This is a genomic window from Brunnivagina elsteri CCALA 953, assembly GCF_002289455.1.
In the GTDB taxonomy this organism is placed as follows: domain Bacteria; phylum Cyanobacteriota; class Cyanobacteriia; order Cyanobacteriales; family Nostocaceae; genus Brunnivagina; species Brunnivagina elsteri.
This window is the reverse complement of the sequence record NZ_NTFS01000171.1, coordinates 1-13,422: the sequence shown is the minus strand read 5'-3', so window position 1 is coordinate 13,422 and position 13,422 is coordinate 1. Positions and strand designations below refer to the sequence as shown.

Sequence of the window (13,422 nt, the reverse complement as noted above, 5' to 3'; positions counted from 1 at the left end):
CGACATATCAAAATTCTGGTTCTCGTCACTGGGAAGAATCGGAACTAAGTTGGTTAAATCAAATTGCTCTCCAGTTTGGTGTGGCGATTTCCCAAGCTGAATATATTCAACAAGTACAACAGCAATCGCAAAAACTAGCTCGTACTGCCGAACGTCAGCAAAGCTTAATTGAACTGACTCGTAAAATTGGGGAAACACTAACAGAAGCTGTTACACACTCCTCGCAGTTTAATAAAATCCTTCAAACTACTGTTATTGAAGTACGGCAATTATTGCAAGCAGATCGTAGTGTTGTTTATCGCTTTAATTCCGATTGGAGTGGAGATTTTGTTACCGAGTCGGTAGGTAAAGGTTGGCTTCCTTTTCAAGAGAAAAGTATTGACAAAGAACTGCTGCAACAAAATGGTCATTGTGACACTTTTCAAAATCTGGCATCGTTCTATAAAAAGCAAGATAAGCATCTGCAAGATACTCAAGGTGGACGTTACAAACAGAAAACTGTGTTTGTTGTCAATGATGTCGAAAAAGCTGGATTCCCTGCTTGCTACATGGAACTATTGGAGCAATTTGATGCAAAAGCATATTTGACAGTTCCTATTTTCAAAGAAAATAAACTCTGGGGATTACTAGCAACTTATCAAAATAGTGCTGTTCGTGAATGGGAAGAATTTGAAGTAACTTCAATGCAACAAATTGCGGTGCTTTTGGGAGTTTCCATGCAACAAGTAGAAACCGTAGAAAAATTGCAGCATCAATCTCAAGGAATGGCAAAGACGGCAGAATTAGATCGGGCAACTGCTAGTGTGGTGGATAAAATTCGCCAGTTAAAAGATACAGAGTTGATTTTCTCCACTACTACCAAAGAAGTACGGACATTACTAGACACCGATCGCGTGGCAATTTATCGCTTTAACCCAGATTGGGGTGGTGTATTTGTCTCCGAATCTGTAGCTCAAGGTTGGATGTCCTTGGTGGAAAAACAAGATAAAATTCCCCGCTTGCAGGAAAATATTATCAATTGTGTGGGAATACAGACTTTGTTTACTGCTAATCAAAAACCAGATGGTAAACAAGTAAATGACAGCTATATGCAAGCAAACCAAGGTGGAGAACTACGCGATCGCAAAGCTTATGTCCGCAGCGATATCCATAATTCTGGCTTCTCTGATTGCTATGTCGAAGTTTTAGACCAGTACCAAGCCAAAGCCTACGCCATTGTCCCAATTTTCCAAGGTCAACAACTGTGGGGTATGCTGGCTGCCTTTGAAAATCGTGGTACAAGGGAATGGGAACAACTGGAAGTATCTTTACTTTCCCGGATTGCTGACCAACTGGGAATTGCCTTGCAACAAGCTGAATATTTGGAAAAACTCCAAGCCCAATCTCTCCAAGTGGTAGAAGCAGGAGCAAGGGAAAAAGAAGCCAAAGAGTATTTGCAAAAAGCAGCCATGAGACTGCTTTCGGCTGTACGTCCCGCTCTCGATGGTGACTTGACTGTACGGGCACCGCTTTCCGAAGATGAACTAGGCACGATCGCAGATGCTTACAATAATACCCTGCAAGCATTACGTCAAATCGTCATTCAAGTACAAGCCGCAGCCCAACAAGTAGCGCAAAAATCAGACCAAAGTAATGCTTCCCTGTCTGGATTAACCACCTTGGCACAGCAGCAATCCAAGGAAATGGATGAAGCTTTGGAAGAAATCCAGGACATGGTGGATTCAACCCAAGCTGTTGTAGGTAACGCGGAATTAGTCCAAGCTGTGGTACAGGACGCAAACCACACAGTTGAGGTGGGTGATGAGGCAATGAACCGAACTGTAGAAGCGATTCAAGGAATCCGAGAAACAGTTGCACAAACTAGTAAAAAAATCAAGAGGTTGAGTGAATCTTCGCAGAAAATCTCCAAGGTTGTGAGTTTGATTAGTAACTTTGCTACTCAAACAAACGTACTGGCACTGAATGCAGCAATTGAGGCAACACGTGCAGGGGAATACGGAAAAGGGTTTGCGGTAGTTGCCGATGAAGTTCGTTCCTTGTCGCGGCAATCTGCGGCAGCAACCATCGAAATTGAAAAACTCGTCCAAGAGATTCAACAAGAAACCGGCGAAGTATCAGTGGCAATGGAAACTGGTATTCAGCAGGTAGTTGAAGGTACAGCTTTGGTGAATGAAACCCGGATGAGTTTGAATGCGATCGTGTCAGCAACTGCGGAAATTAGTAAGTTACTGCAACAAATTACCGATGCAACCCAGGGGCAAATGCTGCAATCCGTATCCGTAACTGCATCGATGAGAGACGTAGCAAAAATTGCGAATAAAACTTCATCGGAAGCCAGCAACATTGCGGTTGTGTTCCGCGAGTTATCGGAGACAGCACAAGAGCTTTTGGCAAGTGCAGGTAAGTTTAAGGTGAATTAGAAAAAACGTAGGTTGGGTTAGACGCACTAAAAATATTTACTAATGATGATAAATATAATTTGCGTCGTAACCCAACATTCAATTTTTGTCGTTAAGGAATCTGAATTAAATAAAATACAACTCCTTGAAAGTCAAGTGCGATCGCATTCATAAAAACTCACTTTCTCACCTTACGCGAGAACCTGAATAATTCTTCGTTGCATCAAGCATTCGATGATGGGAGAAACCAGGTTTCTTATTGGTGTTGTATCAAGATAGTCATACTTAGTTAAAGAGAAACCCGGTTTCTTGAAACTTCTAAAATCCAAAAATATAAAATCGGTTTATGATTACAGATGAATCTATTAGAGAACAGGGCTACATGTACTTCCTCACTGAAGCTCCTGAATTATTGCAAACTATTGAAGAAGAACTTTATGGTTTATCAGATAATTTTAGTATTGGCAAAGTTCATAATTTAATGCGAGCAACCCACACTATTAAAGGTGGTGCGGCGAATGTTGGACTTGATATTATTAATAAAATTGCTCACTCATTAGAAGATATTTTTAAAGCACTTTATAATCCTGAAGTTGAAATCGATACACATTTACAAACACTATTATTTCAGGCATTTGAATGCTTACAACTACCTGTAACTGCTGAAACTACAAAAACGTCAATTGATGATGATGACTTACTGCAACGAGCAGCTTCAGTATTTGCTCAGTTGCAGGATAAACTTGGTGATGCTTTTGGTGCAGAATTCCATATTCCGACTTCCCAAGAGTTGGGATTTGATATTGTGCTGTCAATTTTTGAAACAGGGGTTTCCCAACGTATCGATAATATCGCGCATATGTTGGAATCACCTCCTGATAATGACGAAATTGCTAGCTTTATGCGATCGCAGGCTGAAATTTTTGTCGGTTTGGCTGAATCGCTGAATTTACAAGGGTTTGAGGAGATTGCCCATACAATTATTGCGGCTTTAGATGCGAATCCACAACAAGCATTGACGGTTGCTCAGGCTAGTTTAGTTAGTTTAGAAGGTTCTCGTCAAGCTGTATTAAATGGCGATCGTATTCGGGGGGGAGAACCCCATGAAGAATTACTAAAATTGACTCAACCAATACTATCTTTGGGAATAAACCTCAAAGAAGATATTTCGTCTGAAGATATCTACGATAAACCTTTGACGTTTAGCTCTAATTATCCCGCAGCGACTTCTGTAGAGGATAGCACGATGGGATTTATGGAAGATATGGTCAAAAATATTGCAGAAAATATACCTAATTCTCCATCAATTGATTCGCTGTCACTCAGAAGTGAAGTTGAGGAATTATACAACTTCTTAAGAACACCAAATTCTATCCTCCGTAAACCCTTAAAATCTCAAATTGCCAAGCATTATCTCAAAATAATTCGCTATATTTTAGGTTGGTTCAATCATGAATTGGAAATTCCTGAGAAAGAACTAAGTTTATCATTACTAGTTCCGAAAATCAGTGTCGAAAGTACTGTTGATTATATCGATAATTGGCTAGGTGAACTCTGGCTATTTTTAGACAATGACAGTGATAGTCCAAGTTTATCTCTTTACCGTCAAGGGGTAATTCTCAATGTTTTATTGTTAATTGCAAAATTTAAATATGCTAATCAATTGGGGGATTCTCCGGTAATTGAGTCATTGCAAGACCAAATTAAAAAATTAACGAAGGAATATAAAAATTATCCTCCCATTACTGATATTGAAAAGAATTGGATTGACAATCCCAGACTTCAGAAGCTGCTAGAAGTTAAACCAATTTCTGTACATAAACCTGTAGAAATAGCGATAAATGAAGGTGGAATTGAAGCAATTTGGGGAGAAGATATTAGTGCCACATTAGCAGAAGTAGGAGGCATAAACTACATTCAAGAAGCTGCAAATAATGATGTGAAAGGTGCTTCCTCTACCATCGTAAATGTAGCTCCCAATCATCTATTAGAGACAAAATCTCCTCAAAATAATCAAATACAACAGAACGAATCTGTTACTATTATCGAGCAGAAAGTTATCAACAAGGTGGCACAAGAAATTGCTGAAAAAACAATTGAAGCAACAATCGAAGCAACCACAATCCAAACTTCTCAAATCAACAAACCAAGCGAAGCCAAAACTCAATTAAATCCAAATACTAATACTAATACCAATACAAGTAATCTGCGTCAGCGTTCCTTTGTCAGAGTCGATGTTGAAGGTTTACAACGTCTCAACTACCTAGCTGGGGAATTGTTAATTTATCAAAAACGTCGAACTTTACAAGACGAACAAATTCATGAACTTGTTGAGCAACTATCCCGAAATCTTACCAGACACCAAGCAACTTTAGACAACTTAAGAGATTTACCACTTCAAACCCAAAACTTCTCTTTTCATTCTCATAAAAACGTTGCTTCGGTGGATTTTGATTCGCTGGAAATGGACGAATATAGCGAATTTTATCTGACATTACACTCAGCTTTTGAAGAAACTCTGCAACTTCAAGAAATTGCCGAATCCCTCGATTTAATTTTGCGACAATCAGCACATATTCATGATACAAAGCAAAATCTGACACTTAATATCATTGACAACCTCGTAGAAGCACGGATGTCACCCCTGGGAAATATTTTAAATCGTTTCCCGCAAATGGTGACAAATATGGCAAATGTATACGGTAAAAACGTTGTCATGAAGCTGACTGGAACCCAAGTTTTAGTAGATAAAGCGATTTCCGAAAAGCTCTACGATCCATTGTTACATATAGTACGTAACGCATTTGACCACGGAATCGAAGCCCCAGAAATACGACAACAGCGCGGAAAAACCGAAACAGGTACGATCGAAATTCGTGCTTATCACCAAGGAAGCCAAACAATTATCGAAGTTGGTGACGATGGACAGGGATTAAACTTCGAGAAAATTCATCAAAAAGGTATCGAACAAGGTTTAATTCCCAACGCTTATCATCCTAGCGAAGACGAACTATTAGAACTACTATTTTCACCGGGATTTTCTACTGCTGGAAAAGTCAGTGAGATTTCAGGACGTGGTATTGGTTTAGACATCGTAAAAACCCAACTCAAAGCACTTAATGGCTCGATTGCTATTCGCTCGATACCGAACGAAGGAACAACATTCGTACTCAAACTACCTTTTTCTATGACTACCGACAAATTAATGATAGTTCAAGCAGGGGGCGCAATTTACGCACTGCTATTAGATAGTATCGAAAAAATTATCCTACCCTCAAACGAGCAAATCAAGGGATTTGAAGGTAGAAAAGTTCTGCATTGGAACACAGACAAAGACGAACGTATGATTGGCTTACGCAACCTCTCGGAGTTGATGTACTATAACGGTTCGTTTGTGAGCGGTACTGGTTTAAATAACAACACAGTTGTATACGACAATCAAGAAATGGCGAATCCTGTATTGGTACTGCGACGGAATCAGGAAATTATAGCCCTGGAAGTTGACCAAATCCTTGGTGAGCAAGAACTAGTAATTCGTCCTTTAGGAAGTGCGATCGCGCCTCCAAAGTATGTGTATGGTTGTACTAGTATGGCAAATGGTAACTTGATTTTGGTAATTGATGGTTCGTTATTAATCGAAACTACCGAACTCCAACAAGCATCCCTTGATGTCGGTGTTTTACCAGCATCTTCTGCTATAAAGAAAAAAGCATTACCAATGTCGTTTGCCAGCACATCAACACCTCTGCTATCGTCTTCCGACTTTGAAGATAATCAAAAAGATACCAGAACACTGCTTGCACCTGCAATCGAGAATACTTACAAGTCAACAAAAACTATTTTAGTTGTCGATGACGCAATTAGCCTACGGCAAACAATATCATTGACTTTACAAAAAGCAGGCTATCAAGTCGTACAAGCTCAACACGGCATTGAAGCTATCGAACAATTACAGCGTCATCCCGAAATTCAAATGATTGTTTCAGATTTAGAAATGCCCCGAATGAACGGCTTTGAATTACTCTCAAATATTCGCCAAAATCCCAGTCTATCCAAAAAGCCTGTCATTATTTTGACATCACGCAGCGCCGATAAACATCGTAAATTAGCAGAAGGTTTAGGCGCAAATTCTTACATGACTAAACCTTATTTAGAACATGAATTTTTAGGAATAATTGATGCTTTGCTGAATAAACAGGCTGAAACTTCAAGCCAAATATTCGCCAAATTGTAATATAGTGGTTCTCAGTTGCATCCAATACACTGACCTAACCCCCAACCTATTCCCTACAAGGGAAGGGGAGCAAGATAAGCTGTATTTAAATCAAAATCCCCGACCTCGTTCAAGAAGCCAGGGATATATGTAGGGGTGGGGAAACCCCACCCTTTATTGTCGGGTTTCCCCAACCTGAATCATATTTAAATTTTAAAGACGCTCTTCAATCACCTTATCAATCAAGCCATATTCCTTAGCTTCTTGAGGAGACATGAAAAAGTCCCGATCCATATCCTTCTCAATCTTCGCCAACGGCTGACCAGTACTGCTAGCATAAATGCCATTGAGTTGGTGACGCATCCGGATGATTTCCCGCGCTTCGATCTGAATATCAGTTGCTTGTCCCCTTGTGCCACCAGAAGGTTGGTGAATCATGATGCGCGAGTGGGGAAGCGCCAAACGCTTGCCCTTAGTGCCAGCAGTCAACAGGAAAGAACCCATCGAAGCCGCCAAACCAACGCAAATTGTCACCACATCCGATTTGATGTGCTGCATGGTGTCGAAAATCGCCAAACCAGCAGTAACCGAACCACCTGGAGAATTTATGTATAAAAGAATATCCTTGCCTGGGTCTTCCGAATCCATATACAGCATTTGGGCTATAAGTTGATTCGCCATCGCATCACCAACTTCTCCACTCAAGAACACGATGCGTTCGAGGAAAAGACGGTTGTAGATATCAATCCACTGCGTATACTGTCCACCCGGCATACGGTAAGGAACCTGAGGAACACCTATAGGCATTTTGTCTAACTCCAATTTTTGAATAGTTATGAATTATGAGTCAGGGAGTTAGAAGTGATAAAATTAGAAGTCATTGCTTAACTTCTAGCTATCAACTCCCCACTCCTAACTTTTTAAAGAACGCTGGCGGGAATGGGAGGATTAGCAACTTCGTTTTTCTCGAATACTCGGTCAAGTAAGCCATATTCCACCGCTTGGTAGGGTGTCATGTAGAAAAGCCGATCCATATCCTTTTCAATTTTTTTTATCTCTTGCCCGGTGCTATGGGAGAGAATCTCGACCATTGTTGCTTTATTTGCCAAGACTTCCTTTGCTCGGATTTGGATGTCGGTGGCTTGCCCTTGAGCATAGCTCTTCGGCTGTTGCAATACAATGGAGGCATTGGGTAAGCTAGCGCGACACCCTTTTGTCCCAGCAGCAAGAATCATCGCTGCCATACCTACAGCCATACCCATACAAATCGTATGAATGGGGGGCTTAATGTACTGCATTGTATCGTAGACTGCAAAGGCTTCTGTTTCATATCCAACTGGATTACCATCGTCACCAGAAGTCCCAGTCGAATTAATGTAAATTTTAATTGGTTTTTCTGGGTCGTCGGATTGTAAATACAATAATTGGGCGACGATTAAATCGGCGACAGAATGGTATCCTAGTGCCTGAAATGCTCCAGAATATAGTGGTAGTCCAAGATAGACAATTCGCTCCTTGAGTAACAAGGATTGTAAATCTGGTGGCGGTGTGCGGTAGTTGTTATCGCCGTAGTAAGGGGCTTGCACAGCCTTGATGGGGGAATTGTCCATAGCAACTGTTGCCTGAAATAATGCCGTTAACTGTAATACATACTAGCGCTTCAATGGCTCAACTGGAGGTGTGGATTTCGCTAATCTGTAGTTAGGGGCATTCGGTATTGGGGATGGGGCATGGGGAATTGTTTTAATAGTCAATAAGGGTTATTTAGTGGTTATACTGCGAACTGCTCAAAACTTTACTTAGTATAGAATCTCTCGACCTAACTGTATCCTTCACCTAAGTGGAAAGGTTTCGGAACCGGATTTTAATGTTAAAAAAGTAGAGTTTTCAGCCGTTTTTAGTATAGGACTTGATACTTAGTGCTTAATTGTGATTCAGTTTTTGTTGATAGTTGTTAAAAATTGAGTATTTGTATTGCACTGAACAACTAACAAAGGACTAATGGCAAAAGACTAGAGATTAGAGACTAACGAATGATGAACTTTTCCGTAGCAACTGGATTGCCTACTGAAGTTATCTATAAAAACTTATTGCTAAATGGAAGGGTTTATGAAGGTTAGCTTGCAGCCGGGTTTAAATGATGGCAACATCGATGGAAATCAACCGAATAGTCAGCGACAGTTGGCGATTTCGATTAGCGCGATCGCGGATTCTGTGGGTCGTAATGTACCGCTAAACCTATGTCTAATTTTAGACCGTAGTGGTTCGATGAATGGACGACCTTTGGAAACTGTGAAAAAAGCAGCTTGCCGAATTGTCGATCGCTTAAATCCAGGCGATCGCATTAGTGTTGTTGCTTTTGACCACCGAGCAAAGGTTTTGGTATCAAATCAAACTGTTGTTGACCCGGAAAAAATTAAGCAGCAAATTAATACTCTGGCTGCTGATGGGGGTACTGCTATCGATGAGGGTTTGCAGTTAGGTATCAAAGAATTGACAAAAGGGAATAAGGAAGCGGTTTCCCAAGCCTTTTTGTTAACCGATGGCGAAAATGAACATGGCAGTAATAAACGCTGTTTGGAATTCGCTAAATTGGCTGCTAGCTACAATTTGACGGTAAATACCTTGGGATTTGGCGATAATTGGAATCAGGATATCCTCGAACAAATCGCCGATGGTGGTGGTGGTTCCCTGTCCCACATTCAACGTCCTGATGATGCTGAAGATAAGTTTAACCAGCTTTTTAACCGTATTCAAACTGTTGGTTTAACCAATGCTTATTTGCTGTTTTCCCTGGTTCCCAAAGTTCGTTTGGCGGAACTTAAGCCAGTGGCACAGGTAGCACCAGAAACAATCGAGTTACCCGTACAGCCAGAAGCAGATGGTCGTTTTTCAGTGCGGATAGGCGATTTGATGCGTGATGTCGAAAAAGTGGTGCTGGTGAATTTGTATATTTCCCAACTACCTTTAGGAAGACAGCCGATCGTACAGTTGCAGGTACGTTATGATGATCCATCCCAAAATGCAATGGGGTTACTTTCTGAGATATTTTTCATTGAGGCTGATGTTTCGACAGCATATCAACCTGTTGTAGACTCCCAAGTGCAACAGCATATTCTCGCGCTCGCTAAATACAGGCAAACCCAGCTTGCGGAAACAAAATTGCAAATGGGAGACAGGGTAGGAGCTGCGACGATGCTACAAACTGCTGCCAAAACAGCCTTGCAAATGGGTGATAAAAACGCCGCAACGGTATTGCAAACCTCCGCAACCCAACTTCAGGCAGGGCAAGACTTGTCGGAGAGCGATCGCAAAAAAACCAGGATTGTATCGAAGACGATTTTACAAGATTCCTAGTTCTATTTGTAATTGTAGGGTGCGTTAGCTTTTGCCTAACGCACCTTCAATTATTTAATATTACTGAATATTTGCGTAAGTCCTTACATGTTTAATAAAAATAACTAAATACCGACTATTAATAATTAATCATTAAATGAAAATAAATAAAATTCATCATATTGCAATCATCTGTTCTAATTACGATCGCTCAAAAAAGTTTTATGTCGAAACTTTGGGATTTAGCATCATTCAAGAAATCTACAGAAGCAAACGAGATTCTTATAAATTAGATTTAAAAGTTGGAGAAAATTGCCAAATTGAATTATTTTCGTTTCCTAATCCACCAGCAAGAGTTAATAGTCCAGAAGCTTGTGGGTTGAGACATTTAGCATTTGAAGTTGAGAATATAGCAGAGACTGTTTTAGAGTAATCCAAGAAATAAATGATCCAACTGTTGATCCTGAGTCGCTATGTAATAGACAGAGATGCTTCATTGCGCTTCGCTCCATTCAGCATGACAATTGGGCACTTTTTTACTTGGAACACTCTTATATTTAAAATCGCAGAATATTCAAGTTGAAGATATGCGTATTGATGAATTTACAGATAAAAAGTTTACGTTTTTTCCTGATCCAGATGGATTACCTTTAGAAATTTATGAAAAGTCATAGGATTTTGGATTTTAGACATTCTGTTATTTCCTTGTTTGTTACTGGCGCAATCTGGTAGTATATAAGGCTTCTCATTTGGATTGAATAGACATTTCCGAAAAATATTTAGAGACTATAAGTTTACACACAGATATAACGTATTAAAGCCTCTCTCCGTTTCGGATACTGTTGGTCAATTCGTGTGGGGTTAAGCCCCTCAGCTTTTAACCCTTGATTTTGCGTTGTTTATCCGTCCTCAAATAAATTTCGAGCTAATAACTCAAGTTTCTTCAAACGGACTAAAAGCTTGGGAATTAAGGCAGGTGGTAACTGATGGGTTTGACCCCCTTTTAATTCGCCAACAGTATCCGTTTCGGGGAGAGGTACCCTGCGGGAAGCGCTGAGTTGCAAGCGACACGCTTCGCTTAGCTCGCTTCCCCGGAGGGGTACGCTCTATGGAGAGGGGTCATTTATTAATTCTCGGAGATGTCTAATATAAATCAGGGTAAACATGAATGGAATATAAATCAGGGCAAACAACCGTTTGCCCCTACAATATTATCAATTACAAACTGTATTTAAGGTTCGGATTCTCGTCTCCAATTAATTAATCAGTATTGGGGGAAATCCAAAATCTAAAATCCAAAATCTAAAATTCCTAAAGTCCTAAAGTTCGACCGGGGAATCCAGCAACATCAAAGTAGCGAGTTTTACCTACAGTTTGATATTTGAGAACAGTCTTTAAACCGTTATTTGCAGGTTTTGACTCCATTTCAAAGGACTTTGATTTTACCGTATCAGGTTGACCTACTAGTACTTCATTTAATACTCGACCTGTGAGTTTACCTAGAGGGCGCAAATTAATATTCAAAGCCTTTGCGATCGTGCGGGGAACATCGGCATTGCTAACAGGAGCTAAATCTTTGTATCCTTTTTTAAAGTCAGGACCAATTGCACCCATCATATTATAAGTGTCGGCGCGACTAAAGCTACCATGCATCCCTTGTCCTTGTTGGAGGAAGGTATCGGAAATTTCTGCACCACAGGCTGTGGGAGTGCCGCAACCTGTATCAAAGGAGCGAAAGTTAATTAAAATTGATGGTTTAGGTGTACGTGCTGAACCTTGGAGAGCAATGCTTTCTAATGATAATGTACCTGGAATTTTACCTAAATTATTATTAACAAATAAACCACTCACATAGTCTTGTTTGAGTAATGAGTTAACAATTTTTTGGGCTAAGTCTTTTTGATTGGCTTTATTGGGCAAATAAATTAAATCTGAACCACCATTTGCAGCAACTGTTATATCTGGCTGTTTAGGATTTTTAGCAAGAATACTATTTCGAGAAAATTCACCTTTTTCGGGATTAATTGGAGCGTTATTTTTATCGGGGTCAAACAATGATAATTTTAAATCTTTACCTAAGTCTTTAGCTAAATCAATGGCGACAAAACTAGGCGGCAAAAATCCTTGAGGGACATCCGGATATTTCAGAGTTGCTGCATAGCTAGTTTTGCTTTCTTTACTAATAGTAGAAAACCCGTGGTCTGCGGTGACAAAAATGTTTGTTGTCTCTTCTAAACCCAAATCTTTTAAAGCAGTAATAATTTGACCTAAATTTTTATCGGCATTTTGTCTTGCGGTTTTGGTAGTTTCTCCGTTAATTCCCGGTACTAGTTGGTTAAGACTATCACCATGATTATGCTGTGTACCATCGGGGTCACGGGACCAGTAAACCATCACGAATGGCTTCTGACGTTGTTTAAATAGGGGTAAAATTACTTTTGTTGTCACATCTGCAAAATATTGTTGCTGTGCAATATTTGCTACTTTAGTGCCCGGCTTTTTACTATCACCTTTTTGATTGTTTTCTCCGCGTTCTGGTGTTTTGAGGGGCAATGAATTCTTGTTGAGTAAATCTGTAATTTCTGGAGTCAGTATCACTCCTTCATTTTTACCAGTATAATCATCAAAAATCAAAGTTGATTCCCCATTTTGCAGGGTGACATCTTGAATGAGAACTGGTCCACTTTTACCCAGTGCGGCAGTACTAAAATTGGCTTTTCTTGCAGCAGCTAACAAGCTTTGTTCGTTAAGAAAATTAGCACCAAATTGTTTATTAACTTCCCGGAGAACTGCATTATTTTCTAAATAGGGTACAAGGCTATTTTTTGCACTTTTAACCGGAGCATTGACTTGAATTGTATTGCTAAAATCTCCAGTATCCCCAAGGAAATGACCAGTTGCGATCGCAGATGCATTTGCGGTGGTAAAAGTTGGAAATAATGAATGACTGTTGAGGAAAGTTACCCCTTTTTCTCGAACTTCGTTTAAAGTCGGTGTATCGTTAGAATTTACCCAATCAGGACGTAACCCATCGGCAACGAAGATAATAGCATTATGTTGATTTTTTTCAGTCTTTGTACTCTGTTGTTTCGCTTGTTGGGTGTTTTTCCCTGGTAATGTGGTACAAGCTGCAATAATTGCAATAATGCAAATAGTTAGGTAGAGCCAACGACGATTATATGCAAACATTCGCGTGAATTTCCTGATGCTTACGACATCAAGATTTTATTACTCAATTGCCCAAATATGCTACGCATCAATAATTATTTTTGGTTGATAATCTTTTCTTAATTTTGATAATCTTTAATTAACTTTAGCCAGATAAAAAAAGCAGAAGATTTAGGACAAAGTTTTGTCTTGCCCATCGCTAATTAATTTTCTTTGGGAAACGAACATTGTATCCGCTCGGTAAATCGGGGTAGAAAAAAAATCAGAATGTAAATTGGTACAGACTGCATTATAGAATATGAGACA

At 39.8% G+C, this 13,422-nt stretch carries 6 protein-coding genes and 2 pseudogenes; 5 read left to right on the top strand and 3 right to left on the bottom strand.

The annotated features are described in order from the left end of the window. Window positions 1-2,420, top strand: a 2,420-nt coding sequence (locus CK510_RS15790; RefSeq protein WP_095722611.1) for a GAF domain-containing protein, incomplete at its 5' end; no start/stop codon positions are given. Window positions 2,421-2,745: 325 nt separating this feature from the next. Beyond that, window positions 2,746-6,633 carry a hybrid sensor histidine kinase/response regulator gene (locus CK510_RS15785; RefSeq protein ID WP_095722610.1) on the top strand — a complete coding sequence of 1,296 codons (3,888 nt, stop codon included), beginning with the start codon at window positions 2,746-2,748 and terminating at the stop codon, window positions 6,631-6,633. A gap of 192 nt (window positions 6,634-6,825) precedes the next feature. Here the strand turns inward: CK510_RS15785 and CK510_RS15780 are convergent, their stop codons facing one another. Next, the gene (locus tag CK510_RS15780) at window positions 6,826-7,419 is read right to left on the bottom strand and encodes an ATP-dependent Clp protease proteolytic subunit (protein WP_095722609.1); all 594 of its coding nucleotides are present in this window, start codon (window positions 7,417-7,419) and stop codon (window positions 6,826-6,828) included. Between the two features lie 113 nt (window positions 7,420-7,532). Beyond that, window positions 7,533-8,222, bottom strand: a complete 690-nt coding sequence (locus CK510_RS15775; RefSeq protein ID WP_095722608.1) for an ATP-dependent Clp protease proteolytic subunit — start codon at window positions 8,220-8,222, stop codon at window positions 7,533-7,535. 499 nt (window positions 8,223-8,721) lie between these two features. Between CK510_RS15775 and CK510_RS15770 the strand changes: the two genes are divergently transcribed. The 3 genes and pseudogenes from CK510_RS15770 to CK510_RS34595 form a co-directional block, all read left to right on the top strand. Next, entirely contained in the window at window positions 8,722-9,969 is a 1,248-nt protein-coding gene (locus tag CK510_RS15770) for a vWA domain-containing protein (protein WP_095722607.1), read from the top strand. Window positions 9,970-10,105: 136 nt separating this feature from the next. After that, window positions 10,106-10,372, top strand: a pseudogene (gene gloA2, locus CK510_RS15765) (SMU1112c/YaeR family gloxylase I-like metalloprotein); the annotation flags it as partial. Window positions 10,373-10,502: 130 nt separating this feature from the next. Further along, a pseudogene (locus CK510_RS34595) lies at window positions 10,503-10,622 on the top strand (VOC family protein); the annotation flags it as partial. Window positions 10,623-11,259: 637 nt separating this feature from the next. Here CK510_RS34595 and CK510_RS15755 read toward each other — a convergent pair. Then, window positions 11,260-13,137: an alkaline phosphatase family protein gene (locus CK510_RS15755; protein WP_095722605.1), complete on the bottom strand. Its 1,878-nt coding sequence runs from the start codon at window positions 13,135-13,137 to the stop codon at window positions 11,260-11,262. Window positions 13,138-13,422 lie beyond the last annotated feature (285 nt).

What these genes read in the sequence shown, in the direction of transcription:
- CK510_RS15755 (WP_095722605.1), bottom strand. Translation starts at nt 13,137, where the DNA reads ATGTTTGCATATAATCGTCGTTGGCTCTACCTAACTATTTGCATTATT.
- CK510_RS15785 (WP_095722610.1), top strand. Translation starts at nt 2,746, where the DNA reads ATGATTACAGATGAATCTATTAGAGAACAGGGCTACATGTACTTCCTC.
- CK510_RS15775 (WP_095722608.1), bottom strand. Translation starts at nt 8,222, where the DNA reads ATGGACAATTCCCCCATCAAGGCTGTGCAAGCCCCTTACTACGGCGAT.
- CK510_RS15770 (WP_095722607.1), top strand. Translation starts at nt 8,722, where the DNA reads ATGAAGGTTAGCTTGCAGCCGGGTTTAAATGATGGCAACATCGATGGA.
- CK510_RS15780 (WP_095722609.1), bottom strand. Translation starts at nt 7,419, where the DNA reads ATGCCTATAGGTGTTCCTCAGGTTCCTTACCGTATGCCGGGTGGACAG.